Annotated in this window: 23 protein-coding genes and 1 pseudogene; 16 read left to right on the plus strand and 8 right to left on the minus strand. The window is 72.1% G+C overall.

Annotation, left to right across the window (positions count from 1 at the left end; all coding sequences use genetic code 11):
- Positions 1-15 precede the first annotated feature (15 nt).
- A pseudogene (locus ACMTAK_RS05650) lies at positions 16-1,585 on the minus strand (AbgT family transporter).
- On the minus strand, positions 1,585-2,886 hold the full coding sequence (locus ACMTAK_RS05655; RefSeq protein ID WP_413805127.1) for a metal-dependent hydrolase family protein: 1,302 nt from the start codon (positions 2,884-2,886) through the stop codon (positions 1,585-1,587). The pseudogene ACMTAK_RS05650 and the gene ACMTAK_RS05655 overlap by 1 nt, the downstream one beginning before the upstream one ends.
- 124 nt (positions 2,887-3,010) lie before the next feature.
- Between ACMTAK_RS05655 and ACMTAK_RS05660 the strand changes: the two genes are divergently transcribed.
- The 4 genes from ACMTAK_RS05660 (at position 3,011) to ACMTAK_RS05675 (ending at position 6,875) form a co-directional block, all read left to right on the plus strand.
- A complete protein-coding gene (locus tag ACMTAK_RS05660) occupies positions 3,011-4,072 on the plus strand; it encodes an Lrp/AsnC family transcriptional regulator (RefSeq protein ID WP_413805128.1) in 1,062 nt (353 codons plus the stop codon).
- Positions 4,073-4,207: 135 nt separating this feature from the next.
- Positions 4,208-5,479 (plus strand): O-antigen ligase family protein, encoded by a 1,272-nt coding sequence (locus ACMTAK_RS05665; RefSeq protein ID WP_413805129.1) that lies wholly within the window; start codon positions 4,208-4,210, stop codon positions 5,477-5,479.
- Positions 5,480-5,780: 301 nt separating this feature from the next.
- Positions 5,781-5,951 (plus strand): hypothetical protein, encoded by a 171-nt coding sequence (locus ACMTAK_RS05670; RefSeq protein WP_413805130.1) that lies wholly within the window; start codon positions 5,781-5,783, stop codon positions 5,949-5,951.
- A 123-nt stretch (positions 5,952-6,074) separates the two neighbouring features.
- Positions 6,075-6,875 (plus strand): alpha/beta fold hydrolase, encoded by an 801-nt coding sequence (locus ACMTAK_RS05675; RefSeq protein WP_413805131.1) that lies wholly within the window; start codon positions 6,075-6,077, stop codon positions 6,873-6,875.
- Here ACMTAK_RS05675 and ACMTAK_RS05680 read toward each other — a convergent pair.
- From ACMTAK_RS05680 to ACMTAK_RS05690, 3 genes are read right to left on the minus strand one after another with little or no spacing between them, the layout of a single operon-like run.
- A complete protein-coding gene (locus tag ACMTAK_RS05680; protein WP_413805132.1) occupies positions 6,844-8,361 on the minus strand; it encodes an AMP-binding protein in 1,518 nt (505 codons plus the stop codon). The genes ACMTAK_RS05675 and ACMTAK_RS05680 overlap by 32 nt on opposite strands.
- Positions 8,358-10,658 (minus strand): CaiB/BaiF CoA-transferase family protein, encoded by a 2,301-nt coding sequence (locus tag ACMTAK_RS05685; protein ID WP_413805133.1) that lies wholly within the window; start codon positions 10,656-10,658, stop codon positions 8,358-8,360. The genes ACMTAK_RS05680 and ACMTAK_RS05685 overlap by 4 nt, the downstream gene beginning before the upstream one ends.
- Before the next feature lie 18 nt (positions 10,659-10,676).
- Entirely contained in the window at positions 10,677-11,546 is an 870-nt protein-coding gene (locus tag ACMTAK_RS05690) for an alpha/beta fold hydrolase (RefSeq protein ID WP_413805134.1), read from the minus strand.
- Between the two features lie 167 nt (positions 11,547-11,713).
- Between ACMTAK_RS05690 and ACMTAK_RS05695 the strand changes: the two genes are divergently transcribed.
- Positions 11,714-12,190, plus strand: coding sequence for an FAS1-like dehydratase domain-containing protein (locus ACMTAK_RS05695; protein WP_413805135.1), 477 nt, complete (start codon positions 11,714-11,716; stop codon positions 12,188-12,190).
- Positions 12,187-12,585: a hotdog family protein gene (locus tag ACMTAK_RS05700; RefSeq protein WP_413805136.1), complete on the plus strand. Its 399-nt coding sequence runs from the start codon at positions 12,187-12,189 to the stop codon at positions 12,583-12,585. The genes ACMTAK_RS05695 and ACMTAK_RS05700 overlap by 4 nt, the downstream gene beginning before the upstream one ends.
- A 9-nt stretch (positions 12,586-12,594) precedes the next feature.
- Here ACMTAK_RS05700 and ACMTAK_RS05705 read toward each other — a convergent pair whose 3' ends face one another.
- Complete coding sequence (locus ACMTAK_RS05705) at positions 12,595-14,034, minus strand: NF041680 family putative transposase (protein WP_413812772.1); 1,440 nt, start codon at positions 14,032-14,034, stop codon at positions 12,595-12,597.
- Between the two features lie 159 nt (positions 14,035-14,193).
- A complete protein-coding gene (locus ACMTAK_RS05710) occupies positions 14,194-15,147 on the minus strand; it encodes a quinone oxidoreductase family protein (RefSeq protein ID WP_413805137.1) in 954 nt (317 codons plus the stop codon).
- Between the two features lie 279 nt (positions 15,148-15,426).
- Between ACMTAK_RS05710 and ACMTAK_RS05715 the strand changes: the two genes are divergently transcribed.
- The 10 genes from ACMTAK_RS05715 to ACMTAK_RS05760 all read left to right on the plus strand — a co-directional run bounded on the left by ACMTAK_RS05715 (position 15,427) and on the right by ACMTAK_RS05760 (position 24,192).
- The gene (locus ACMTAK_RS05715) at positions 15,427-16,644 is read left to right on the plus strand and encodes an aromatic ring-hydroxylating oxygenase subunit alpha (RefSeq protein ID WP_413805138.1); all 1,218 of its coding nucleotides are present in this window, start codon (positions 15,427-15,429) and stop codon (positions 16,642-16,644) included.
- A 114-nt stretch (positions 16,645-16,758) separates the two neighbouring features.
- Complete coding sequence (locus ACMTAK_RS05720; protein ID WP_413805139.1) at positions 16,759-18,108, plus strand: M20 family metallopeptidase; 1,350 nt, start codon at positions 16,759-16,761, stop codon at positions 18,106-18,108.
- Entirely contained in the window at positions 18,105-19,067 is a 963-nt protein-coding gene (locus ACMTAK_RS05725) for a DODA-type extradiol aromatic ring-opening family dioxygenase (RefSeq protein WP_413805140.1), read from the plus strand. The genes ACMTAK_RS05720 and ACMTAK_RS05725 overlap by 4 nt, the downstream gene beginning before the upstream one ends.
- Positions 19,064-19,927 carry an alpha/beta fold hydrolase gene (locus ACMTAK_RS05730; RefSeq protein ID WP_137981651.1) on the plus strand — a complete coding sequence of 288 codons (864 nt, stop codon included), beginning with the start codon at positions 19,064-19,066 and terminating at the stop codon, positions 19,925-19,927. The genes ACMTAK_RS05725 and ACMTAK_RS05730 overlap by 4 nt, the downstream gene beginning before the upstream one ends.
- A gap of 16 nt (positions 19,928-19,943) precedes the next feature.
- Positions 19,944-20,726 (plus strand): IclR family transcriptional regulator, encoded by a 783-nt coding sequence (locus ACMTAK_RS05735; RefSeq protein WP_413805141.1) that lies wholly within the window; start codon positions 19,944-19,946, stop codon positions 20,724-20,726.
- Positions 20,723-21,259 (plus strand): hypothetical protein, encoded by a 537-nt coding sequence (locus ACMTAK_RS05740; protein WP_413805142.1) that lies wholly within the window; start codon positions 20,723-20,725, stop codon positions 21,257-21,259. Before ACMTAK_RS05735 ends, ACMTAK_RS05740 begins: the two co-directional genes overlap by 4 nt.
- Entirely contained in the window at positions 21,256-21,651 is a 396-nt protein-coding gene (locus ACMTAK_RS05745; protein ID WP_413805143.1) for a hotdog family protein, read from the plus strand. The genes ACMTAK_RS05740 and ACMTAK_RS05745 overlap by 4 nt, the downstream gene beginning before the upstream one ends.
- A gap of 233 nt (positions 21,652-21,884) precedes the next feature.
- Positions 21,885-22,907 carry an NAD(P)/FAD-dependent oxidoreductase gene (locus ACMTAK_RS05750; protein WP_413805144.1) on the plus strand — a complete coding sequence of 341 codons (1,023 nt, stop codon included), beginning with the start codon at positions 21,885-21,887 and terminating at the stop codon, positions 22,905-22,907.
- 1 nt (position 22,908) lies between these two features.
- Entirely contained in the window at positions 22,909-23,229 is a 321-nt protein-coding gene (locus tag ACMTAK_RS05755; protein ID WP_413805145.1) for an indolepyruvate ferredoxin oxidoreductase subunit alpha, read from the plus strand.
- A 150-nt stretch (positions 23,230-23,379) separates the two neighbouring features.
- The gene (locus tag ACMTAK_RS05760; RefSeq protein WP_413805146.1) at positions 23,380-24,192 is read left to right on the plus strand and encodes an IclR family transcriptional regulator; all 813 of its coding nucleotides are present in this window, start codon (positions 23,380-23,382) and stop codon (positions 24,190-24,192) included.
- A 3-nt stretch (positions 24,193-24,195) separates the two neighbouring features.
- On the opposite strand, the gene ACMTAK_RS05765 is transcribed toward ACMTAK_RS05760, so the two are convergent.
- Positions 24,196-25,413: an ROK family transcriptional regulator gene (locus ACMTAK_RS05765; protein WP_413805147.1), complete on the minus strand. Its 1,218-nt coding sequence runs from the start codon at positions 25,411-25,413 to the stop codon at positions 24,196-24,198.
- Positions 25,414-25,616: the final 203 nt, after the last annotated feature.

The following is a 25,616-nucleotide window of genomic DNA, read 5'->3' on the forward strand; positions in this document are numbered from 1 at the left end:
TGTGCCAGGGAAGCGTCATTTGACGCCGATGTGTGCTCCGGGGCCGAGCGGCAGGTCCAGGCCGTAGAAGATGCCGAGGATCGCCAGCCACACCAGCAGGAACGGCACCACGAAGATGGCGAGCCGGGAGATGAGAGTCCCGAGGCGGGCCTCCGGTTCGTATTCGCGGACCATCGCCAGGATCAGGAGGAGATACGGGTTCATCGGGGTGATGGCGCCGGTCGCGGAGTCGCCGATACGGAAGGCCGCCTGGCTGAGCGCCGGGCTCATGTCCATGAGCATGAAGGCCGGGATGAAGACGGGGCCGACCAGGGACCACAGGGCGGATCCGGAGAGGATCACCAGATTGAGGCAGGAGGCCAGCAGGACGAACGCGATGATCGCCCAGAAGCCGGTCACGCCGATGGAGTTGAACAGCCCGGCCGCCTTCACCGCCAGCAGCACCCCGAGGTTGGACCAGGTGAAGACCGCGATGACCTGGGCGGCGAAGAACATCATCACGATGTAGCCGGACATGTTCTTCACCGAGTCGGTCATGGCGGTGACCACGTCCTCGGTGCCGGTGAGCTGCTTGACCGTGAAGCCGTAGGTGAGCCCGGCGAGCAGGAAGGCGCCGAAGAGCACCGGGACGACACCGTTCAGCACCGGCGAGGGCACAAAGGCACCGCCCTCCCCGCGCAGCGGGGCGCCCGGCGGCAGCCACAGCGCGAGGACCGCCGCCAGATACACACCGACGACCGCGCAGGTGACCGCGAGCCCCTTGCGCTGCACCGGGGTGAGCGTCAGGTCCTCCCGCGTGGCCTCTCCGTCGCCCGCCTGGTAGGTGCCCAGGCGTGGTTCGAGGACGCGGCTGATGAGGAATCCGCCGAGCAACCCCAGGACGACGCTGCTGGCGGCGGTGAAGAAGTAGTTGATGAGCACATGGATATGGAGGCCCTCGGCGGCCGGGAGCACCGAGGCCGCCTGCTGGGTGATGCCCACGTACAGGGCGTCCAGCGAGCCGATGGTGAACCCGGCGGCGTAGCCCGCGGTGACACAGGCGAAGCCACCGATGAGGCCCGCCACGGGGTGGCGTCCGGCGCTCTTGAACACCAGGGCCCAGGGGTGGCAGCACGATGGCACCGACATCGCTCATCATGTGCGCCTGACTGGCGATGATCGCCACCGCGTACGGCAGCACCGCGCGCGGCACCCGGGCCAGTGTGGCCCGCATCGCGGTCTCCAGCAGCCCGGTCTTCTCCGCGAGCCCGACCACCATCATCAGCACCAGCACGGCACCGATCGGCGGGAAGGTGGCGAAGTTGGGGATCAGGTTCTCCAGCAGCCAGCGCAGTCCCTCACCGGTGAGCAGCCCGCCGATGGACTTGGTGTCATCGGTGCCGGGGACGGTGACGGAGACACCGGCGAGGGCGAGGACGGTGGAGACGACGGCCAGCAGTACGAAGAGCCCGGCGAACAGGACGATGGGATTGGGCAGGGCGTTGCCGGCGCGTTCGATGAAGGAGAGGACACGGTCGAGCCTGCCACGCCGCTCCTTGTCCGGCGAGGTGCCCCGGGGGGCGGGGAGCCCGGTCACCGCGGGCATCAGGGCCGCCCTCCGGCTGGCGTGGCCGAGGGCAGGAGGCCCTTGGTGTCCTTGCGGACATGTCCGTCCTGCACGACGCACACCACGTTGGCGGGGTCGCCGAGCACACCGATGTCCGCGAGCGGATCGCCCTCGCAGACGATGAGGTCGGCGACGCGGCCGGGGGCCAGCGTGCCGAGCCGGTCGGCGACGCCGAGGAGTTCGGCGGCGGTCCGGGTGCCGGCCACGATGGCGTCCATGGGGTCCATGCCCAGGTCCACGAGGTAGGAGAGCTCCATCAGGTTCTGTCCGTGCGGACAGACGGCGGCGTCGGTGCCGAGCGCGATCCTGGCGCCCTGCTCGATGGCGCGGGAGATGTTCTCCTTGGTGATGCCGGACCAGCGCACCTTCTTCTCGTAGTGATAGTGCTCCATCGTGGCCTTGTTGATGCCCGCGTAGACGGTGGAGAGGGTCGGGACGACGAAGACGCCGCGCTCCCCCGCCATCTCCAGGGCCCGGTCGTCCAGCCCGTAGCCGTGCTCGATGCTGGTCACCCCGCCGCGGATGGCGTTGAGGATGCCCGCGTTGCCCTGGGCGTGGGCGGCCACCGGCTTGCCGCCGTGACGCCGGCACTCGTCGACCACGGCGCGGATCTCCTCCTCCAGGAGCCCCTCGTCGTCCGGCTGGTCATAGGGGCTGCCCATGCCACCGGTGGCGCAGATCTTGACCAGGTCGGCCCCCGCGCGCAGCACCTTGCGCACGGCCAGCCGCGCCTCGTCCTCGGTGTCGGCGAGCTCGGACATCTCACCGCCGCTGAGGTCGGTGCCGTCGGGCAGGCGCACATCGGCGTGGCCACCGGTGTGGCTGATGATCCGTACGGCGGTGTGCAGCCGGGGCCCCTCGATCCGCCCGGTCTCGACGGCGGTGCGGTACCCGGTGGACAGTCCGCCCAGGTCCCGGGCGGTGGTGATGCCCGCGTCGAGGGTCTGCCGCATGCGGGTGGCGGTGTCGAAGGTGACCAGGACCGGGTCGAGTTCACCGCGGCGGCCGGGCGGTGTGGCATGGCCGTAGGCGAGGTGGGTGTGGCAGTCGAAGAAACCCGGCAGCACGGTGCGGCCGCCCGCGTCGACGACACGGCCGGTGAAGGGCTCGCCGGAGGCCGGGGGCGCGGTGGCCGCCGGGCCCGCGTAGGTGATGGTTCCTTCGGCGTCGGCGATGACCACGGCGTCCGCGATCGGGGCCGCCCCGGTACCGTCGACCAACGTGGCGTTCTCCACGCGCAGAGCGGTCCTGGTGGTCTCGGACGTGGTGGGTTCCGTCATGAGCTCGATCTCACTCCTCGTTGAGAGAACTGGTGGGGAGGAGTGTCGATCCATCGAGTGTTTCGGGTGTTATCATGCAGCATTCCATCGAGATTCACATGCGATACGCAGAAAAGCGCCGCCCATGCACACGCAGGATTTCGCCGCGCATGACCTGGACGAGCTGGATCGCGGCCTCATACACGCATTGCAGATCCACCCCAGGGCCCCATGGACTCTCGTCGGTGACGTTCTCGGGGTGAACCCGGTGACGGCCGCGCGACGCTGGCACCGGCTCCAGGAGGCGGGGCTGGCCTGGGTGACCGCCTACCCCCGGCTGTCCGACTCCCGGATCGTGGTGACCGGCATCGTCGAGGTGGACGCCGAACCCGGGGTCGGGGAGGACGTGGCCGAGGCCCTGGCGGCCGACCCCTCGGTGGCGAACGTCAAGGTCACGGCCGGAAGCCGGGACCTGGTGATCGCACTGCAGGCTTCCGATCTGGGTGAGCTCTCCCAGCTCAGCACCCTCCTCTTCCGGGGCGCGCCGGGGGTGCGGGCGACACGTACCCATGTGACGACGGCCCTGCCCTTCGAGGGCAGCCGGTGGCGGCTGCGCGCGCTGGACGCCACGCAGTGCGCCCGGCTCCAGGAGGCGCTTCCGCCGACCGAGCCGCTCCCGTCGGGGACGACGGGCTGGGACCCCCTGGATGTCCGGCTTCTGGAACTGTTGAGCGTCGACGGCCGCATGGCGATCAGCGACCTGGCGGAGCACGCCGACGCGCCCCTGACCACGATCCGCCGAAGGCTGCGGACGCTGCTCTGTTCACGGGTGTCACTGCGCTGCGACCTGGCCCGGCCGCTGTCCGGGTGGCCGCTGTCCGCGGTGTACTTCGCGTCCGTACCGGCCGAGCGTCTGGAGGAGACCAGCCGGGCGCTGGCCGGGGTGCGGGAGGTGCGGTCCTGTGCGATCACGGCGGGCCCGCACAACCTCGTCATCGACGTCTGGCTGCGCGCGTCCGGCGATGTGCACGCCTTCGAGGCGCATCTGTCGAGGCGGCTGCCGCGGCTGACCATCGAGGACCGCTCGGTGGTGCTGCGCACCGTCAAGCACATGGGCCGGTTGCTGGACCGCGACGGCCACAGCGTGGGCATCGTCCCGCTGCGCCCCTTCGCCGCCCCCGCCGCGGGGAGTGCCACCGCCACCTGAGGCGCGGGCACACGGTCCGGTACCGGGGCCGCCTCGCCGGAAACGGCCGACGGGGCGCACCGGACGTGAAGGCGCTGTCCGGTGTTCGTGTGGGTGCCATCTGCCGGTACCCGCCGCCGGACACGCTGGGGCGCCATGGCACCTGTGCGCGCGACAGTCCAAGCCGTTCCGCTGGTGGCTACGGCCATCGTCATGCTCGACGCGGCAACCGACTTCTTCCCGGACGCCCCGCTGGTCGGCGTCATCACCCCGGTGCGCCTCGCCGTGCTGGCGGGGCTGGTCGCGACGGTGGTGACGGCCCCGCGACTCGCCACGTTCCGCACCCGGCTCGACCTCGCCATCGCGCTGCTCCTGCTCAGTGCCATCGCCACCACCTACGTCGGCGGACACCCCGACGCGCCGCTGCGCGCCCTGATGACCGCCCTCGCCACCTTCTATCTGCTGGTCGGGGTGCGGCGGTCGCAGCCCGAGTCCTGGCGGGCGGTGGCGCTGCTCGCGCTGGTCGGCGTGGCGGCCGCGGCCACTTCGGCGTTCGCCCAGCTGACCAATGAGGTGCCGACCGGCTTCTGCCGCACCGGTCTCTTCACCGATGTCGACTGCGACCGCGGCGGGGCCGGTGCGATGATCCGCGCCACGGGCACCTTCGCCAACCCCAACCTGCTCGCCGCGTTCCTGGTGCTGCTCACCCCGATCGCCCTGCTGACGGCGGTGACGGTGGCCGAGCGCACGGCCCGGGTCGCCGTCGTGGCCGTGGGCCTCCTCGCCTACGGCGCGGTGCTGACCACCTTCTCCCGGGCGGGCTGCGTCGCGGCCGCGGCGGGTCTGCTGGTACTCGGTGGCGCGTACTGGCTCGCCCCCCGCCTCGGCCGGTGGGGGGTGCGGACCCTGACGACCGCGGGGCTGGCCGGGCTGGCGGCGGTGACGGTGGCGCTGTGGGTGGTGTCGCGGGCCGGTGACGCGCTCGGGGTCCGGGGCCAGGCGTGGAAGGCGGCCGTGGACCTGGCCGCGGACCATCCGCTCGGGGTCGGGCTGGGGCGGGCCGGCGACGCCGTCTCCGCCGCCGTACCCGGCGGCAGGACGTTCGTCCACGCGCACAACATGTGGCTGAACTGGCTGGCCGAAGCGGGCGTGACCGGTCTGCTCGGCATCCTGCTGGTGACCGTGATCGCCGTCGCCTCGGCGGTCCGCGCCGCCCGGGAGAAGTCCGTGGCCGGTGTCGTCGGGCTGGCCGCCCTGACGGGCTTCCTCCTCGCGGCCACGGTGGACCACCCGGCCAATCTGGACCGGATCGCCATGCTGTTCTGGCTGGTCCTCGGCCTCGTCATGGCCGAGGTCCCGGGCGGGTGGCGGGAGTCCGGGACGCCCGCGCGGGCCACCGGCCGGTCGGGCCGCCGCGCGCGGCACTGAGCGCTCCCCGCTGGCAGGGGCCTGGCCTGCCGTCGATCATCTGCGGCGCCGTCCTGGCCCGTCGCGCCCACGCGGCGGAGCCGCACATCGACACAGCCCCGCGCCCCTTCCGGGGCGCCGCCACCGTCCCACGTCCCGAAATTCGCTCGCCACCTCCGCCTCCGCCCCGAACCATGGCCCGCGCGATGTTCGTGCGCGCGGTGGCCGCGGCGATGGGGCTGTCGGCCCTGTTCGCCGCGCTGCCACGTACTGCGCTCGGTGGGGGTGTCGTATCTGCTGTACCTGGCCGTCAAGGCGTTCCGTGACCGCTCGCTGCCGGGCGAGGAGAGCGGACACCTCGGCCCGGGGCACCGGCGTGCGTTCTGGCGCCGGGCTGCTGAGCCGCAGCCGCCGGGTGGCGCGGGGGCTCAACGTCTTCAGCGGCACGGTGTTCACGGGGCCGGCCGTACGGCTCGCCGCCTCACCGAGGTAGGCGGCCCGCCGGACGCCGTGGCCGCCTGGGGTCCGGACAGCGGACCGTCCTCCTGGCCCCGCCCGCTCGGTGGCGACGAGAGTGGACGGGCGGTTCACGTCAACCGGAAGGCGGGGCACAGCGATGGCGGACACGGTGCGGCGGGGCTATGCGCCCAGCCCCTTCGGGCAGTTGCATTACGCGGAATGCGGGTCCGGCGAGCCGGTGCTGCTGCTGCATCAGACGCCACGTTCCTGGACCGAGTACGCCGATGTGCTGCCCCTGGTGGGCCGGGCGCACCGGGCGATCGCCATGGACACCGTGGGGTTCGGCGCCTCGGCCAAGCCCGAGGGGCCGCATTCGATCGAGCGGTTCGCCGACGGGGTGGAGGCGCTGGCCGACGCGCTCGGGCTGGACGCGTTCCACTTGGTGGGCCATCACACGGGCGGTGTGGTGGCCGTGGAGGTGGCCGCCCGGCTGGGCGACCGCGTCAGCAGTCTGCTGCTCTCGGCCACGGCGTTCGTGGACGAGGCCAAGCGCGCGGCGGCTCCCGCGCGCCCGCCTGTCGACCACGTCGACCCCGAGCCGGACGGCTCACATCTGGTGGAGGTGTGGAACCGGCGCCGCGCCTTCTACCGGGCGGGCGAGGAGGCCGCGCTGCACCGCTATGTGATCGACGCCCTGACCGTACTGGATCGGGTGGAGGAGGGGCACGAGGCGGTGTACCGGTACCGGATGGAGGAGCGGCTGGCGCACATCACCGCCCCGGTACTGGCCGTGTGCGCGCCGGAGGACCACTATTCGCTGCCCGCGCTGGACAAGTTCGCGGCGGCGCTCGGCTGCGAGACCGCGGTCCTGTCCGGCGGCCATGTACCGGCGCCCGAGCAGCTGCCCGGGGAGTTCGCCGATGTCGTCACCGCGTGGGTGGACCGGCATCGGCGGTGACCCGGTCCCACGTGGTCTCGGTGACGCCCCGCTTCCGCAGCGCCGCCTTGCGCACCTTGCCGGTCTCGGTGAGCGGCAGTTCGCCCAGGATGTCCACATAGCGGGGGATGGCGAACGGTGGCAGCTCGCGTTCGCAGTGGCGGATCACATCGGCCAGGTCGAGCGTGCCGCCCGCGCGGGGCACCACGGCGACCATCACCTCGTCCTCCGCCAACTCGGACGGCACGGGGAAGACGGCAGCGTCGGCCACCTCGGGATGGCCACGGACGACCGTCTCGACCTCGCACGAGGAGATGTTCTCCCCCCGGCGGCGGATCACGTCCTTGATGCGGTCCACGAACCGGAACCAGCCGTCGGGTTCGCGGACCACCCGGTCCCCCGTGTGCCGCCACGCGTCCACCGGCTCCGCCAACTCGCCCAGGTAGCCGGTGGCGAAGGCGTACGGCCGGTGGCTGCGCACGACCAGCTCACCCGGGGTGCCGTCGGGGACGGGCGAGAGCAGTTCGTCCACGACGCGGGCGTCGAAACCCTCGCGCAGGGTGCCCATGTAGCCGGGCCGCTGCTCCTCGGGGGTCGTGCCGATGACCAGGTTGGTCTCGGTGGAGCCGAATCCGTCGAGCAGCGTGACGCCGAACCGCTCGCGGAACGGCCCCCAGGCGTGGGCCGGTGTCGCCGGGGAGAGGCCGCGGACGGCCCGGTGCGCCCGGTCGTGCGGGCCCGGCGGCTGGGCCAGCAGCATCGGCACCATGGCGCCCAGCAGATAGACCACGGTCGCCCCGGCTTCGGCCGCCTCGGTCCAGTAGCGGGAGGCCGAGAAGCGGGAGGCGAGGGTGATCGACGCCCCCACGGTCATCGCCTGCGCCAGCGCGTTCAGGGCGTTGGTGTGGAACAGCGGGAGGCAGGTGTGAAGCACGTCGTCCGCGGTGAGGCGCAAGGCGTCGGAGACGTTGCGCCCCCACCAGACGAACTGGGCGTGGGGGCAGCGCACCCCGCGAGAGGTGCCGGTGGTCCCGGAGGTGAACAGGACACACGCGGTGTCCTCCGGGCGGACGGGGGCCGCCGGGAAGGCCGGGCCGCCGCCCGGCCGGGGTGTGCCCTCCGCACCCGCGCGCCACAGCGTCCCCCGGTAACCGGCCGTCCGCACGCGCTCGGCCGTCTCGTCCTCCGCGAGCAGATGGGTGGCGCGGGCCTGGTCCAGGGCGTGTCGCAGCCCGCCGCCGCGCAGCCCCGTGTTCAGGGGGACCAGCTCGGCGCCGAGCCAGGCGGCGCCGAGGAACAGGTCCACGAGTTCGATCCGGTTGCCCGTCATCGCCGCGATGCGCTCACCCGGGCGGCAGCCCTGGACCGCGAGGGCCCCCGCCATGGTGGCGGCGGCCTCCCGCGTCTCGCGGTAGGTGCGGACCGTGGTCCCGATCCGCAGGAAGGGGCGGTCCCCGTGGGTCCGGGCCGCGGTCTGGAGCAGCCCGGGAATCGTCAGGGTGGTCACCGCAGCACCTCGCGCTCGCGCAGTGCGTGGATCCGCTCCGGTGACAGGCCCGCGACCTCGCGCAGCACATCGTCGGTGTCGGCGCCGAGCACGGGCGCCGCCTTGACGATGCCACCGGGTGTGCGGGTGAGCCGGATGGGCGGCCCCTCGTGCAGGAAGGCCCCCGCCACCGGGTGTTCCGCGCGGATGTAGAAGCCCCTGGCCCGCAGCTGCGGATCGTGTTCCACGAGGTCGCGGCCGTCCCGCACCGGGCCCGCGGGTATGCCGTGCTCCTGGAGGAGTTCGGCGGCGGCGTCGGCCGGCAGGGTCCTGGCCCAGGTGGCGACGGCGCCGTCGACCAGTTCGGTGTGGTGTGCGCGCCTCTCCGCCGTACGGGTGCGGTCGTCGGCGGCGAGGTCGGGGCGGCCGATCTCCGTGCACAGCGCGGCCCATTCGGTGTCGTCGCGGACGCTGACGGCCAGCCAGCTGTCGGCGCCGAGGCAGCGGTACACGCCCTGCGGGCTCCACCGCGGATCGGTGTTCCCGGCGGGCTCGATGGGGTGGAGCAGGCTGGTGCCCATATGGGAGGCGATCGCCTCGAGCTGGGACAGGTCGATGTGCTGTCCGCGCCCGGTCTCCTCCCGGTGCTCCAGGGCGGCGACGGTGGCGAGCGCGGCCTGGAGCCCCGCGACGATGTCGCCGTGGCCGTAGATCACCCCTACCACGTCGTCCGGGCCCCACCCGGTCAGGCCGGTGAGCCCCGAGCTGGCGGACACGGTGTCCGCGTACGACACCCAGCCGCTGCGCGGGCCGGTGTGCCCCATGCCGGACATGCTGATGTACACCAGCCCGGGGTTGATCTCGCGGAGGGTGTCGTAGCCCAGGCCGAGTTTGGTCATCACGGTGGCGCTGAAGTTCTCCACCAGGACGTCGCAGGAGGCGATGAGGTCGCGCAGTACGGCGATGCCGTCCTCGGTGCGGGTGTCGAGGGCCAGGCTGCGCTTGTTGCGGTTGACCTCGTTGAAGTAGCCGTTGGTGTTCGGGTCGGTGTGCGGGCCGCGCGAGAGGTGCATGAAGGGCGCGAACCGGGTGGGGTCGGGACGGCCCAGGGACTCGACCTTGATGACATCGGCGCCGTGGTCGGCGAGCACCTTGGTGCAGTACGGCCCGGCCAGTACCCAGGTCAGATCCAGGACGCGGACGCCGTGCAGGGCGGGCCGCGGGGGTTCCGCGGACGCCGCGGCCACCTTCGGGGCCGGGCGGTGCTCGTGCAGCAGCCGCTGGTCCGCACCCCGTTCCGGGACGTCGAGCTCCTTGACCCGGTGGCCTTCGGGGAACGCGAAGGGGAACCCCAGGTCGGTGCGGTCCCCGGCGCGGAGGAAGAAGTCACGGGCGGCGAGCTGCGGGTTTCCGGGCAGCTCATGCGGCAGGTCGACCGCCGCCCAGGGCAGCTTCCTGGCCTGGGCGAGCTCGGCGAACTCGGCCTTCGGCCACCGGGCCGCGAACTCCTGCACCACCGCGAAGACATGCTCCTGGTGCTTCTTGCGCTCCACCGGGTCCTGCCAGCGCGGCTCGGCGAGGTCGGCCTCGGCGCCCTCCTCGCGCAGCCAGGCGAGCAGCGCGTCCCACATGCGGGGGCTGCCGCCGAGGCCACCGCCGAGGTGGCCGTCGGCGGCCCGGAACAGCCCGTGCGGCACCAGCGGATGCACCCGGCCGGGGCGCGCGGGCACCCGGTCCTCGTGCAGATAGGCGAGGGCGCCCGCCTCCAGTGCGGCGGCCACGCACGCCTGGGCGGACACGTCGGCGAGCTGGCCCGGCCCCGTGCGCCTGGCCCGCAGTCCGAGCAGCGCGGCGATCGCGGCGTGCACCCCGGCGAGCTGCTCCGCCTGGTTCTCCGGAAGGCGCAGGGGCGGGCCGTCCGGGTCGCCGACCTGCGCGAGCATGCCGCCGAGCGCGGCGACCACCAGATCGGTCCCCTGCCAGTGGCTTCGGGGGCCAACGGTCCCGAAGGGGGTGACGCGGACGTGGACGAGGTGGCCGAGTCCCGTGACGGCCTCCGGCGCGCCGTCCGGTGTCCCGTCGAGGAGGACATCGGCCCCCGCCACCAGGCGCCGCAGCTCCTCCGGGGACGCGGGGGTGACGGACCGCTTGCCGGCGTGCCAGTGGACGAAGGCGTCGCCGTCTCGTTCGCGCCGTGTCGGATCACCCTCCTCGGGCTCGACCAGGACGACCTCGTGTCCGAGGCCGACCAGGAGCCGGCCCGCGAACCGGGTGAAGGGGCTGGATAGTTCGACGACGCGTACGGCCGGGTTGCTCACTTGTCCTCCGCGGGATGCTCAGTCGTGCTGCTGGTTCAGGAAGCCGGTGACCGCGGCGTAGTAGGCGTGCGGCCGCTCCTCCTGGGGGTGGTGGGAGGCGTGGTGCATGACGTGCAGATTGCCCCTGGGAACCATGCGGGCGAGCATCAGCGGATAGTCGGGGGTGAGGAAGGCGTCGTACATGCCCCAGACGAAGAGAGTGGGGGCCTGGATGGCACCGAGCTCGGCGGTGAGGTCCTGCCAGTCGCCGCGCGGGTTGTCGGAGGCTCCGGCGAGGGCGGTCTCCTCCGGGTCCAGGCTCTGCTCATAGCGCAGGGTGACGGTGTCGTCGGGGATCGCGGCGGGGTCGTACCACTCCAGGCGGGCGATCAGCTCCCGCATCTTCTCCCAGGAGGGGCCGGTGCCGCCGTAGTACACATCGCGGGCGTTGCGGCCACGCCGCCCGCCCTCCGGCAGCGGGGCCAGCGGGCCGTGGAAGACGGGCATGCTGCCGGTGATGGTCAGCGACCGGGTCCGCTCGGGGTACTTCGCGGCCAGGTTCAGCGCGATGGTTCCGCCCCATGAGTTGCACACGAAGTCGGCGCGCTCGATGCCCAGGGTGTCGAGCAGGGCGACCGTCTTGGCGGCGTGGTAGTCCCACATCGGGCCTTCGATGACGGGCTTGGCGGACTTCCCGTACTGGAGGATGTCCACGAGGTAGCAGTGGCGGTCCTCGGCGAACAGCGGTGCCACCTGCCCGAAGTCGGACCAGCCCGTGCACCCGGGGCCGCCGCCGTGGAGGAAGACCGTCGGCCTGCCCGTCGTGCCCAGTTCGAGGTAGTGGTACGTGACGCCGTCCGCTTCCGCGTGGGCGCCCTCCGGCGGCTTCTGGATGGTCATGAGGTCCATGTCCCGATGGTGTGCGTCCGGTGATCTCCGCCCAAGCGGACCGGTCCGCTGAGCGGGCCGGTCCCGTGGTGAGGGCCTCCGGGCGGTGGCTAGCCTCCCGGCTCATCGAGTCCCCGATGATTCGTGTCCCCGATGATTCGCGTCCGCAGGAAGCAGAAAGGCGGCACATGTCCGCGTGGGAAGTGGCCGAGGAACGGGCCAGGGCGGTGGTCGGCCGCCCGGAGCACCGGGATCTGGGGGTCGTACGGGCCGAGGACGCGGCGGAGTTCGCGCGCGCGGCCGGGGAGACGAGCCCGCGACTGACCGACCCCGGCCACCCCGGATTCACCGTCCACCCCCTGTACGTGGTGAGTCTGCTGCGGGGGGCGGGCGGCGCCGGCCAGGGCGAGTTCCGGCCGGACGGTATGTACCGCGACGAGGTCCCGGGCACCGACGGCCTGGACGTACGGCTCATGGCGGGCGGCCAGGAGGTCCGGTTCACCAGCGAGGTGCGGGCGGGCGACCGGATCGCGGTCCGCCGTGTCCTCACGGATGTCGCACGCAAGGGCAGCGGTGCCCCGTTCCTGCTGCTGACCGTCGAGAAGACGTACACGGCCGAGCGGGGCACGCTCGCCCGGGTGCGGGAGAGGTTCATCGTCCGATGAGGGTACGCACAGGACAGCCCGTACCGCCGGTGGAGTTCACCCCGGACGCCGTCACGCTGCTGCGGTTCGGGGCGGTCACCCGCAACGCCCATCGCATTCACTACGACACCGGGTTCGCGCGGTCCGAGGGGCTGGACGGCCCGGTCGTCATGGCGCAGTTGCACGGCTGTCTGATGCACCGCGCCGCCCTGTCGTTCGCGGGTCCTGGCGGACAGGTCCTGGAGGTCGAATGGCAGAACCGGGCGCCGGCCCTGGCCGGTGAGCGGCTCGTGGTGAGCGGCACGGTCGGCGCCGTCGATCCGGTGTCGGGGCGGGTCACCCTGGATCTGGTCGAGCACGGTGGGCGGGGCGATGTGGTGTGCTGCCGGGGCCGGGCCGTGGTCCTGATGGGGTGAGCTTGATCCTTAACGTCTGGCTTGGTCTCGTTCGTAGAGGGTGCTCGGGCGTTTGACGGTTTTGCCCACGTCACGACGGATGGCGGGGTGCCGGTTCTTGGAGCCGGGCGGGCGTCCGGGGCCGGGATGGCTGCGTTTGGGCACGCGGGCCGGGCATGGCAAGTTGGGTCGGAGGTGTCGGAACCCGCGTCGGACGCGGGTCGGGGTGAGAGCGACGCCGGGGCGGGTGGTCTTCTCCCAGGGCTTGCGCTGGTCGATGGCGAGCGGGGCGGCGAGGCGGAGCTGCGTGTGCGCAGTGATCACCAGCCAGGTCCAGTGGTCTGCCGCCTGCGGTTCACGTAGCCGCGGCCGGGTCCAGCCCAGGGACTGTTTGAATAGGCGAAACGTGTGTTCCAAGTCGAATCTTCGCAGGTAGCAGGACCAGACGAAGTCGACATCGGCCGGGTCGACGCCGGTGGCCGAGGACCACAGCCAGACCGGTGGCGCGTCGCGGTCGCCGGGCAAATGATCCACCTTGAGGCGGATCAACGTGCCCTCGATGATGGGGAGTTCGCCGTCGTGGTCGATCCAGGCGGAACGCTGCTGGAGTTCCGGGTGGAGCCGGTCCCATGCACGGGCCTCTGCCTTGCCGTAGCGAGGCGTGTCGTTGACCGTCACCACCGACGGCTCTGTCCAGGTCTGCGGCCTCGCGAGACTGAACTCCTTGCCGTGCTTGGGCGGCCGACCACCCTTGGGCCGGTAGACGCGGGGTGGGGCCGGAAGCCGCAGGGCACGGTCCGAACGCAGGCGCCCCACCAGTTCGAGGGGCAGGTCCCGCAGCAGCCAGGCCAGGCGCATCACGTCGTAGCCGGCGTCCATCACGATCAGCATGTCCCGGTCTCCGGGTCGCCACTGCCCGGCCGCGATCAGCCGCTCGGCCACCTGCCGGAGCTGGTCGGCCGTGACGGCCGCCGCGTCGTCGGCGGGCCCGAGGCGGACCGCGTCCAGCACCGCGGTCCACGAGGTGCGGTCCGGTGTCAGCGCGGCGACGAAGGAGTACGGCCAGCCCGGAATGATCTGCGCGTCCGCCTTGGAACGGCCATGGACGTGGCAGAACAGCCGCTCCGGCGAGCACGCGGCGTCCGAGCGCAGCCACGGGGAGACATCCACGGCGAGCACGATCCGCCCGCCGAAACGCGGCAGTGGCACTGACGCCAGGAGATCCCGCAGCCGGTCCACGTCCAGGCGGCCGTGGTTCAACGCACCGTACAGCGAGCCGTAGCCCCGGCGGTGCTCGGCGAGCAGGGAGAGCTCGACCGGTGTCCGCGTCGGGCCGTCCGCGCACAGCAGCGCGTCGGCCAGTTCGAAGAATGCGTCCGCCCGCCTGGACAGACACCCGTAGAAGACCGTCCGAAAGCGTGACAGTTCCGCGAACGCATCCCGCCCGCCGGCTGGCACCAGCACACTCATCATTACGGCCTTCCTTGTGAACTCCCGCATCTCATCGCAGAGTTCAGGATCATGAGGAAGGCCGCCCTCATACCCTGCAATCACTCCAAAGAGTGACCACACGAATCGGGCCCGAGGTTAAGGATCAAGCTCAACGGCCCCGCCCGGGCGCGGGACCGTTCAGCCGAGGTCGAGGACGACCTTGCCCACCGCCTCCCCGGACCGCAGACGTGCCACGGCCTCCGCCAGGCCGTCGATGCGATGGCGCTCGACGGGCAGGGTCAGCTCGCCGGAGGTGAGGTCGCCGAGCAGCCGCTGGGTGTCGGCGGCCACCTCCTGCCCGCGGGTCATCAGGTTCACCGGCAGCAGCGACACATCGGCGAGGAGGAAGTCGGCCAGGTCCACGGTGAACTCACGGCCCGCGGTGTAGCCGACGAGGGCAACCCGGCCACGGGGGCGCACCAGCGGCAGGGAGTCGCGCAGGACCGGCCCGCCCACGGTGTCGACGACGACGTCCACCGGGCCGCCGATCGCGTCGGCGGACAGGTCGGCGGCGAGCAGCGCCTTGGCGGGGGCCGGGACGTGCGGCAGTTTGGCGGGGCGGCCCACCACCCCGATCACCTCGGCCCCGGCCCGGGCCGCGACCTGCACGGTGAGCGCTCCGACCGCACCGGCCGCCCCGGTCACCAGGACCCGCTCCCCTGGCCGGACGCCCGCCACGGTGTGCACCGAGGCCCACGCCGTGCCCGCAGGGGAGAAGAAACTACAGGCCACGGCGGGGTCCGTACCGTCGGGCACGGCCTCCACGGCGGCGTCCGGGACCAGCGCGTGGCAGCCCCAGGTGCCGTCGCGGCGCAGTCCGAGTGCCTTGCCGCGCAGGCGGACGAGGCTCCCCTCGGGGTGGGTGCCGGAGGCGACGACGATGCCGCTGCCTTCGGTCCCGGGCACCGACGGCAGGTCGGGGAGGATGCCGAACCTGCCGTCGACGACATTCAGATCGAGGTGGCCGACGGCGGCCGCCTTCATCCGCACCAGGGTATGGCCGGGGCGTGGCTCGGGCACCGGCCGTTCGACGAGCCGCGGCAGGGTGCCGAACTCCTCCAGCACCAGGGACTGTGACGTCGGGTGGCTCACGTTTTCGCTCCGTATCCACGGGCTCACGGCCCGGTTCGGTGAGGGGGCGGACGCGGCGCACGCTAGACCGCGCCCCACGGTCCGCGCACCGGGCGGGGTCCGCTCAGCGGGACGCACCCACGCCGACGCCGTCCGGAGGCCCGCCGTCCGGACGTCCGCCGATGTCCGGTCGCCCGCCGGGAAGAGGCGGTCTGCTCAGCGGACCGGATCCCTTGGGCGGATCCGCGCCGGGCCGGATGCTCGGGTCCACCGAACACCGGCAGCAGGAGGACACGCACGATGACGGTCGAGGACTCTCCCGACACGGCCACCCCCGTCCGGAGCCGCCGCGGAAAACCGGCCGAGCCCGGCCGCCAGGACTGGTCGTCCTGGCCCCACTACGACGGTGCGGCAGCGGGTTTCCGCGGCTACTGGTACCCGGTCACCTGGTCCAGCCAGATCACCGGCAAGCCGCTGCCGTTCACCATCTGCGGCGAGCGGATCGCTCTGATCCGCGACGGCGGCACCGCGTACGCCCTGCACAACCGGTGCCCGCATCGCGGTGTGCCGCTGTCGGAGGGCAATCAGCAGTTTCCGGGCACGGTCAGCTGCCCGTACCACGGCTGGACCTTCGACCTGCCCACCGGGCGGCTGTCCGCGGTCATCACCGACGGCCCCGGATGCCGGCTGACCGGGAAGCTGGGCGTGCGCACCTATCCGGTCGAGGAGCGCCTCGGCATGGTGTGGGTGTACATCCCGATCGCCGACGAGGAGCCGCATCCGATCGACTCCCAGCTTCCGGAGGAGCTGGTCGGCAACGCGTTCGTGATGGGCGGACGGATCGAGCCGCGCGGTGGCAACTGGCGGTTCGCCTGCGAGAACGGCTTCGACGAGGGCCACGCCAAGTATCTGCACCGCACGGCCCTGTGGCGGCTGTTCAAGCCCATGCCGACGTGGAACATCACCCGGATCGTGCCGCGCGGCCGGTGGATCTTCCGGGTCCAGGACGAGGTCCACTGGGAGGCCGAGTACCCGGGCGTGGGCCGCTGGACCAACAAGCGCTGGTGGAAGATGCAGCCGCCGAAGGAGACCTTCAACATCGGCAACACCGGCAAGGCCGACAGTGTCGACCCGACGATCGAGGCCCAGGAGTTCCCCGGCTTCGCGTCCCTGTCGATGCCGGGCGTGCTGCGCATCGCCTACCCCAAGTTCATCCACTACGAGTTCTACGTCCCGGTGGACGAGGACAACCACCGCTACGTCGGGGTGATGGTCAACTTCACCGAGGGCTGGGACACCCTGCGCTTCTACGCCAAGTACCTGGGGGCCATCCGCTGGCTGTTCCACGGTCAGTTCTCCGGCCAGGACGCGTGGATGGTCGATGTCACCGACGCGCCGCCGGAGAAGCTCTACCGGCCCGATGTCTCGCTCACCGCCTGGCGGAACCTCAGCGAGGAGGAGTACGGCAAGAAGCTGGCCGCGGTCGGCGGCGCATCCGCATCCGAAGAGAAGGCATGACATGTTCCGTACCCTGTTCACCCTGTTGCTGGGCGCGGCGATCGCCGTCGGGATCCCGCTGGCCACGAAGCGCGTCGCGCGGACCACGATGACCCAGGTCCACAGGATCAACCAGTGAGCGCCGACGGCCTGGCGGGCCTGGACGAGCGGCGGCGCTCCTGGGCGCTCGACGCCGCCCGCCACATCAGCGCCGACCGGCTCCGCGAACTGATCACGGGCCTGGTGGACATCCCCAGCCCCACCGGCGACGAGGGCCCGCTGGCCACCCATATCGCGGGCACTCTGCGCGCCGCCGGCTGCCATGCGGCCGCCCAGCCCCTCGACGATCGGCAGGCCAACGCCTGGGGGCGGCTGACCGGTGACGGCACCGGCCCCGACCTCATGCTCTACGCCCCCATCGACACCCTGACCGTGGGCGAGGAGAGCGAGGACGTGCCGTGGATCGGCCCGGAGCTGCGCGAGGACATGCGGCCCGCGGCCACCGTCCACGACGACCTGGTCACCGGGCTCGGCGCCTCCAACCCCAAGGGGCACGCGGCGTGCGTGATGATGGCCGTCGAGGCGATCTCCCGGGCCGGTGTCCCGCTCACCGGTGACCTGGTGGCGGCCTTCGGCGCGGGCGGGATGCCCACCAACGCCCGGCCCGTGGGGACGCGCCACAACACCGGCCAGGGCGCCGGGTGTTCGTTCCTGCTGGAGCAGGGCGTGTGGACCGACTACGCGGTCATCGCCAAGCCCGGCTGGACCGTCTCGTGGGACGAGGTCGGACTGGTCTGGTTCGAGGTGACGGTCGGCGGCACCCACACCTACGCGGGCTCCCGCCACCGGCTCCCGTACGACAACGCCATCGCCCGCGCCGGGGAGGTGGCCGCGTATCTGGAGAAGTGGTTCGAGGAGTACGCCGAGCGGCACACCTCGGGCACGGTGGCGCCGCAGGGCATCGTCTCCTCGATCCGTGGCGGCTGGCCGCGCATGGCGGCGGTCACCCCCGCCGTGTGCACCTTGATGGTGGACCTGCGGATCAGCCCGGACATCACACCGATGCGGGCCAAGCGGGAGTTCATGGACGCGCTGGCCGCCCTGCGGGCCGCCTCGCCCGGTCTCGACGTCCGGGCGGAGATGGTGCTGGCCATCCCCGGCACCCGCACCCCGCGCGGGTCGTGGATCCACCGCAGCGCCACGGCGGCCTGGGAGGCCCTGGAGGGGCGCGGGCACGAGGTGATCGCCGGGAACAGCGGCGCCACCGACGCCAACATCCTGCGCGGCCGCGGCATCCCCACGGTGCGCATCGGCATGCCCAAGGTGGCGGAGGCGCCCTTCGAGATCGACTTCGCCCGCGGCATGAACACGGTGTCGCTCCGGGCCATGGAGAAGCTCACGCGCCATCTGATCCGCACGGCCGTGGACACCGTCACCCGGACCCGCGCCGAGGTGGCCGAGGCGGAGGAAGGAGCTGTGGCATGACGGAGATCGTGCTGGGGGTCGGAGCGTCGCACAGCACGCTGATGAACACCCACTGGGAGGAGACGTACCACAAGGACCGCGCCGAGCGGTTCCGGGACGCGCTCGGCGAGGCGCGCGACGCGCTGGCCGCGGCCCGCCCCGACACGGTGGTCCTCATCGGCTCCAACCACTTCCGGGGATTCTGGCTCGATCTGATCCCCAGCTTCACCCTCGGGGTGGACGAGTGTCTCGCCAGCGGCGAGTCCGGCACCCCGAAGGGCCCACAGCCGGTGGACCGGGAGCTGGCCCTGTACCTGGCCGGCGCGCTGGTGGAGCGGTCCGGTTTCGATGTGGCGTTCTCCGCCCGGCTGCAGATCGACCACGGCCAGTCGCACGCCGTGCAGTATCTCCTCGACGGCCTCGACGTCGACCTCGTACCGCTCGTGGTGAACGTCTTCGCGCCCCCGCTGCCCACCCTCGACCGCTGCGAGCGGCTGGGCCGGGCGATCCGGGAGGCGGTCCTGGCGTTCCCCGGCGACCGCCGGGTGGCGGTCATCGGCTCCGGCGGGCTGTCCCACCGGCTGCCCTGGCCGGACTGGCGCGACCCGCACGGCGAGGACGAGGAGTTCATGGTCGGCGCCTGGCTCAACGGCCGGGAGAACTGGCAGGACTACGACGCCCGGCGGCGCGAGATCATCCGGGCCGCCGAGGCGGCGCTCAACCCGGAGTTCGACGAGGAGTTCCTGTCCTGGCTGGAACGCGGACAGGCCCACCGCCTCACCGAGTACACCACCGCGGAACTGGAGAAGGTGGCCGGCAACGGCGCACAGGAGCTGCGCACCTGGCTGCTGATGGCCGCGCTGCTCGACCACGCCCCGGGACGGCGTCTGGCCTACGAGCCGATGCCCGAGTGGCTCACCGGCATGGGGGTCGCCGTGCTCGACCCCGCGCAGACACAGAACAGCGAAAGGCAGTCATGAGCATCTGGACCGAGCTGTCGGGCATCGACTACCGGCACGCCTATGTGAAGACCGGCGACATCACCACCCGCGCGCTGCAGGCCGGGCCGGAGGACGGCGAGCACGTGGTGTTCCTGCACGGCACCACCGGCCACTTGGAGGCGTTCGTACGGAACATCCCGGCGCACGCCGAGCGCTACCGCTGCCACTCCATCGACATGCTGGGTCACGGCTACACGGGCAAGCCCGACCGCCCGGGCGAGATCCCGGCGTATGTCGAGCACCTGATGGCCTATCTGGACGCGGTCGGCGCCGAGCGCGCCCATCTGGTCGGCGAGTCGCTGGGCGGCTGGGTGGCGTCGTGGGCCGCGAGCGAACACCCGGACCGGGTCGCCTCCCTCCAGCTGCTGTGCATGGGCGGCACCAAGGTCAATCCGGCGGTGATGGAGCGGCTGAAGAAGTCCACCCGCAGCGCCTCCCTGGAGGACGACATCTCCTTCACCCGGGACCGGCTGCGGCTGCTGTGGGCCGACTGGGACGAGGAGCTGGGCGAGGAGCTGACCCGGATCCGCTACGAGATCTACCACCACCCCGACTTCCAGCGGAACCTGCACAATCTGCTGGCGCTCCAGGAGACGGACACCCGCGAGCGCAATCTGCTGCGGCCCGACCGCATGGCCCGGATCAAGGCGCCGACGCTGGTGGTCTGGGGAAACAAGAACCCGTTCGGGGACGTACCGGAGGCCGAGGCCATCGCCACCGCGATCCCCGGCGCCCGTCTGGAGATCTTCAACGAGTGCGGCCACTGGCCGCAGCACGAGAAGGCGGATCTGTACAACCCGCTCAGCCTGGAGTTCCTCGCCGCGTCCTCCACCACCTGATCGTGAGGTGCCTGCCATGACCGTCGTCCCCGTCGACCACGCCACCAGAGCCTGTCCCGACTCGATGAACTCCGTCCTCGGCAAGGTCCGGTCCATCCTGGAGGCGTTCACGCCCGACGACGACTCGCTGTCGCTCGCCGATGTGGTGCGCCGTTCGGGCGTGGCGAAGGCGACCGTCCACCGGCTGTCCCAGGAACTGGTCGCATGGGGGCTGCTGGAGCGGGCGGGCTGCAACTACCGGCTGGGGCTACGGCTGTTCGAGATCGGGCAGCGGGTGCACCGGCAGCGGATCCTGCGGGAGGTGGCGCAGCCGTACATGGAGGATCTGCTGCTGGCCACGCGGGAGACCATCCACTTCGCCATCCACGACGGACTGGACGTGGTGTACCTGGAGAAGATCCTGCCCCACCGGGGGCTGAGCGAGGAGTCCCGGGTGGCGGGGCGGCTTCCGCTGTACTGCACGGCCACCGGCAAGGCGATCCTCGCCCACTCCCCCGGCACCCTGTTCGGCGAGGTGGTCAGGAACGGTCTCAAGCCGTTCACCCGGCACACCATCACCTCGCCGGGCCGGCTGCGCGGCCAGCTGGACCGCGTCCGCGAGCAGGGCATCGCCACGGAGGCGGAGGAGGTGCGGCTCGGCTACATGAGCATGGCGGTGCCGGTCTTCGGGCGGGAGAACACCCTCGCCGGGGCCCTGTCGATCACGGCGCCGACCTACCGTGTGGACGCGATCGCCCACTCCAGCGCGTTGCGTACGGCGGGTCTCGGCATCAGCCGCTCGCTGAGGTCGGCGCTGTGACGGCCCCCGTCGTGTCCTCCCCCGCCCTGGAAGAGGTGCTGGCACGGGCGCGGGAGCTGATCGACCGGTGGCGGGACGAGGACTGCGGCACCCCGACGGTCAAGGACTTCTGCCGTTACGCGGCCGCCCTCAACGACGGCGGGTACATCCGCCGGGCCCGCGCCCTGGAGGCGGACGGCCGGCCCGTCGAGGCACCCGACCTGTTCCTCGCGGCCACCATGAGCTGGGAGGACGGCCCCCCGGAGGACGAACTGCGGCCGGATGGCCTGGCACTGCGGGAGTCGCCGTGCACCGAGGGCCTCCCGGTGCGCCAGGTGCACGGCGGCCAGTCGGTGCGCCTGGTCCGGCCCCCGGTGGCCGGGACGCGGATCACGGCGGCCCGTGCGGTCGTCTCCGCGCGGCACAAGCGCGGGCGGTCGGGCGAGTTCGTCCTGCTGGGCGTCCGCACCCGGTTCCTGTCCCCGGACGGGAGCGAGCTGACGGCCGTGGACGAGACGATCGTGGTGCTCGACGCCACCGGAGGTGACCGATGACGGCGCCCGCTGTCGGGGCGGAGTGTCCACCGCGCCGGTACGCCCACACCAGTGTGCAGCTGTTCCGCTTCAGCGCCGTGTCGTGGAACGCCCACCGGATCCATTACGACGCCGCGTACGCGGCCACGGAGGGGTTCCCGGACGCGGTCGTGCAGTCCACGCTGCACGGCGAAATGCTCACCCGGCACGCCCTGGAGTGGGCCGGGCCGGGCGCCCGGCTGGAGTCGGTGGCGTGGCGCAACGTCGCCACGGCGGTGGCCGGTGAGCGGCTGACCTGGGCCGCGACGGTGTCGTCAGTCGAGGGCGCGCGGATCCGGCTCGACGCGCGCATCCTCAAGGCCGACGGCTCGGAGTGTGTCACGGGGACGGTGGAGGTGACGCGCGCCGGGTGACGGCCCGGCGCGTCCGGGCGCGGGAGCGGTGGCACTCAGGGCTGCGGGAGGCCTTGGGTCCCACCGCTTCGGTGTGTCCGGGGCCGCTTCCGCGTATCCGGTGGCGCTTCCGCGTATCCGGTGGCGCTTGCGCGTATCCGGAGTGCGGTGCCCGAGCGGGTTCTGCGGCACTGTCCCGGCAGGCGGACCGATTCCATTGGACCGCGATCGCGGCCTGCCTACGCTCCTCGACCATGAGTGTTCTCAACGATGAGCCGGTCGCCGCGGAGGACGCGGCGGTGGTCGAGACGGACATCCTGATCATCGGCGCCGGACCGTCGGGCCTGTACGGCGCGTACTGCGCGGGCTTCCGGGGCTTGCGCGTGGCCGTGATGGACGTGCTGCCCCAGCGGGGCGGCCAGATCAGCGCGATGTATCCGGAGAAGCCCATCTTCGACATCGCCGGATTCGCCTCGGTGCGCGGCCGCGACCTGGTGGACAGCCTGGTGGCGCAGGCCGAGGCACACGGCGCCCGCTACCTCCTCGGCCACCGCGCGGTGGCGCTGGACTACGACGGTGACGGCCTGCCCGTGGTCCGCAGCGACCGGGGGACGGAGGTACGGGCCGGGGCCGTCGTGATCACCGGAGGCGTGGGGACCTTCACCCCCCGCCCGCTCCCCGCCGGGGAGGACTTCCTGGGCCGCGGTCAGGTGTACTTCGTGCCCGACCCGGCCGCCCACGCCGGTCATGACGTGGTGGTCGTCGGCGGTGGCGACAGCGCCTTCGACTGGGCGGCCCTGCTGGCCCCCGTGGCGCGCTCGGTCCGCCTGGTGCACCGCACCGCCCGGTTCCGCGCCCACCGCGCGTCGGTGGAGAAGGTCCAGGCGCTCGGCATCGACATGCTGACCGACTCCGAGGTCAGCGGCCTGTACGGCGCCGCACACCTGGAGGAGGTCGAGATCCGCCACCGGACCACCAAGGAGACCACGCGCCTCCCGGCACAGACCGTGGTGGCGGCGCTCGGCTTCATCGCGGACCTCGGCCCGCTGCGGGAGTGGGGCCTGACCCTACAGGCGCGCCGGATCGCCGTGGACACCCGCATGGCCACCAACCTCCCCCGTGTCTTCGCGGCCGGCGACATCACCGACTACCCGGGCAAGGTGCGCCTGATCTCCGTCGGCTTCGGAGAGGCCGCCACCGCCGTCAACAACGCCGCCACGGTCATCGACCCGGAGGCGGCGCTGTTCCCCGGGCATTCCAGCGAGAAGGAGAACTGATATGGCCTACGTCATCGGCGCGTCCTGCGTGGACATCATGGACCGGTCCTGCATGGAGGAGTGCCCGGTCGACTGCATCTACGAGGGCGAGCGCAAGCTGTACATCAACCCGGTGGAGTGCATCGACTGCGGCGCCTGCGAGATCGCCTGCCCGGAGCAGGCGATCACCGTGGACCGGAAGGCCGACCCCGAGCACCGCGCCGACAACCGGCGGTTCTTCGAGGAGGCCCTGCCCGGCCGGGACGCCCCGCTGGGCACCCCCGGTGGCGCCGGGTCGGTCGGCCCGCTGGGGGTCGACACGGCCCTGGTGGCGGGCCGGTGAGCGGATCGCCGGCCGCGAGATCGGGTTGACCCCCGCCGAATTCCAACCCCTCCCACCATTCCTACCAGGCAAAAAGATATCTATATTGGCCATCCTCAGCACATATGGCGGCCTTGATCGAGGCACACCGGCAGGCGAGGAGGGCATGTCGTGACGACTGCGGCGGTGCCTCGTGGCAACGACGAGGAAGCCGAGCCGGACGGGCGGTCCCCCAAATCCGTCCTCGGCAAGGTCGGGCTGATCCTGTCGGCCTTCGGCGACGGCGACCTCTCCCTCAGCCTCACGGAGCTGACGGCGCGCACCGGGGTCGCCAAGGCCACGGTGCACCGGCTGTGCCAGGACCTCGTCGCCAGCGAGCTGCTGGAGCGGGACGGCTCCCACTACCGGCTCGGCCTGCTGCTGTACGCGATCGGCCTGCGCGCGCCCCGGCAGCGCACCCTGCGCCACGCCGCGCGGCCGGTGATGGAGAACCTCGCGCAGGCCCTCGACAGCCCCGTGAGCCTGTCCGTGCCGAACGGCACCGACCTGCTGTGCATCGACAACGCCGGCCGCCACCGCAACCGGGCCGGTGCCTCGATCGGCGGACGGCTGCTCCAGCTGCACAGCACGGCCCCGGGAAAGCTCACCCTGGCCCTGCTGCCCGACCAGTACCCGCTGGCGCGGCTGGCCCCCCATATGCGCCGGATGACCGCCCGCACCCTCACCGCCGACCGGCTCCCGGGCGAACTCGCCCGCATCAAGGAACAGGACTACGCCACCGACTCCGAGGAGCACCGGCTCGGCTACTCCGCCGTGGCCGTGCCCGTGCGCGGGCCACGGGACGGCGCCTATCTGGGCGCGCTGTCGGTCGTCGCCGCCACGGCACGCCACAACGCCCCCCGTACGCTGGCGGCGCTGCGGAACGCCTCGGAGGCCGTCACCACCCGTCTCGCGGTCATCGAGGCGTACCGCACCGAGCCGTAGCCCTCAGTCGACGAGCAGCCGGGCTATCCCCCGCTCGCTGAAGACGTCCCCGGTGGCGAGGGCCACCGCCCCGTGCACGGCCGAGGCGGCGCCGAGCCGTGTCGTGGTGATGGTCAGATTTCGGGTGGCCAGCGGCAGGGCGCGCTGGTACACCACGGCGCGCACCCCGGAGAGCAGGTCGTCGCGCAGGTCGCTGAGCGGGCCGCCGAGGACCAGGGTGCGGGGGTTGTACATGTAGACGAGCATGGCGGCGAGTTCGCCGATCTCGGTGGCCGCCTGCCGCAGGGCCCGGACGGCGGGCGGGTCGTTGTTCGCGACGCGCTCCGCGAGCTCGTGAACCCCGTGCAGCGGGTCCTCCTCGGTGGACTCGGGGATGTCCAGGGTCCGCAGGACGGCGCGGTGAGAGGCGACGGCGCGCACACAGCCGACATTGCCGCAGGTGCACAGGGCGGTGCCGTCGCCGAGGGACCGGATGTGGCCGACATCGCCGGCCGCGCCGTCCGCGCCGCGGTAGATCAGGCCCTCCGTGGTGATGAGCCCCGCTCCGATCCCGTTGGCGATCTTGAGGCAGAGCACCGGGGTTTCGGCCCGGGCCTGAACGGCCTCGCCGAGGGCCATGAGGTTGGCGTCATTGTCCACCTGGGCCGGGGCCCGGAACCGTGCGCGCAGCCGTTCGGCGACCGGGTAGCCGTCCCAGCCCGGCATGCCGTTGGGCCTGAGCGGGCGGCCGCGCTCCCGGTCCACGGGAGCCGGCAGCCCCATCACCACCTGACGCACCCGGTCCGGATCGCGTCCCGACCGCTCCAACAGGGCGTGCAGCCGGTCGCACACCACCTCCAGGACCGTTTCCGGCCCCGTGTCGATGCGCACGATCACCGTGTCCTGGGCGATCAGACGTCCGCCGAGGTCGGCGATCGCGATCCTGGTGTCCAGGGTGTCCACGTCGGCGACGGCGATGGTCCCCGCGTGCGGGCTGAGGGTCAGCAGCCGCGGCGGCCGCCCGCGCACCGATTCGCCGGACTCCATCTCCTCCAGGATGTCGCGGCCGAGGAGTTGGTCCACCTGCTGGCCGACGGTGGAGCGGGCCAGACCACTGCGGCGCGCGATCTCGGCCCGGTTGGTCGCCTCACCGGCCAACACGAGGTCCAGCACCCTGCGCAGTCCGGCGGGCACCGCGGGCAGCAGCGTCTGATCGGCGGAATAACCGTCACCTTCACGCATTTCCTCAACCTAGCCGTCGTGGATCACCCCGGAACAGCCCTCCTTTAAGACGTTATTAGTTTGCAAGAAAAATTAACAGCCGCCTCTTGTTTGGGGTAACCGAACTAAACGAAGGTGTTAGACGACGCGAACACGCCTTACTCAACGGCCGGACGCGGGCGGTCCGCTGGCGCCCCCGTTCCCGAAGTCAAGGGCGGTGGACC

It is taken from the genome of Streptomyces lacaronensis, assembly GCF_047337785.1.
Classification (GTDB): Bacteria; Actinomycetota; Actinomycetes; order Streptomycetales; family Streptomycetaceae; genus Streptomyces; species Streptomyces lycopersici.

Coding starts and splice junctions, on each gene's coding strand:
- ACMTAK_RS05730 (WP_137981651.1), top strand. CDS start 19,064: ATGAGCATCTGGACCGAGCTGTCGGGCATCGACTACCGGCACGCCTAT.
- ACMTAK_RS05660 (WP_413805128.1), top strand. CDS start 3,011: ATGCACACGCAGGATTTCGCCGCGCATGACCTGGACGAGCTGGATCGC.
- ACMTAK_RS05705 (WP_413812772.1), bottom strand. CDS start 14,034: ATGAGTGTGCTGGTGCCAGCCGGCGGGCGGGATGCGTTCGCGGAACTG.
- ACMTAK_RS05725 (WP_413805140.1), top strand. CDS start 18,105: ATGACGGAGATCGTGCTGGGGGTCGGAGCGTCGCACAGCACGCTGATG.
- ACMTAK_RS05665 (WP_413805129.1), top strand. CDS start 4,208: ATGGCACCTGTGCGCGCGACAGTCCAAGCCGTTCCGCTGGTGGCTACG.
- ACMTAK_RS05675 (WP_413805131.1), top strand. CDS start 6,075: ATGGCGGACACGGTGCGGCGGGGCTATGCGCCCAGCCCCTTCGGGCAG.
- ACMTAK_RS05695 (WP_413805135.1), top strand. CDS start 11,714: ATGTCCGCGTGGGAAGTGGCCGAGGAACGGGCCAGGGCGGTGGTCGGC.
- ACMTAK_RS05755 (WP_413805145.1), top strand. CDS start 22,909: ATGGCCTACGTCATCGGCGCGTCCTGCGTGGACATCATGGACCGGTCC.
- ACMTAK_RS05765 (WP_413805147.1), bottom strand. CDS start 25,413: ATGCGTGAAGGTGACGGTTATTCCGCCGATCAGACGCTGCTGCCCGCG.
- ACMTAK_RS05750 (WP_413805144.1), top strand. CDS start 21,885: ATGAGTGTTCTCAACGATGAGCCGGTCGCCGCGGAGGACGCGGCGGTG.
- ACMTAK_RS05655 (WP_413805127.1), bottom strand. CDS start 2,886: ATGACGGAACCCACCACGTCCGAGACCACCAGGACCGCTCTGCGCGTG.
- ACMTAK_RS05745 (WP_413805143.1), top strand. CDS start 21,256: ATGACGGCGCCCGCTGTCGGGGCGGAGTGTCCACCGCGCCGGTACGCC.
- ACMTAK_RS05700 (WP_413805136.1), top strand. CDS start 12,187: ATGAGGGTACGCACAGGACAGCCCGTACCGCCGGTGGAGTTCACCCCG.
- ACMTAK_RS05690 (WP_413805134.1), bottom strand. CDS start 11,546: ATGGACCTCATGACCATCCAGAAGCCGCCGGAGGGCGCCCACGCGGAA.
- ACMTAK_RS05715 (WP_413805138.1), top strand. CDS start 15,427: ATGACGGTCGAGGACTCTCCCGACACGGCCACCCCCGTCCGGAGCCGC.
- ACMTAK_RS05735 (WP_413805141.1), top strand. CDS start 19,944: ATGACCGTCGTCCCCGTCGACCACGCCACCAGAGCCTGTCCCGACTCG.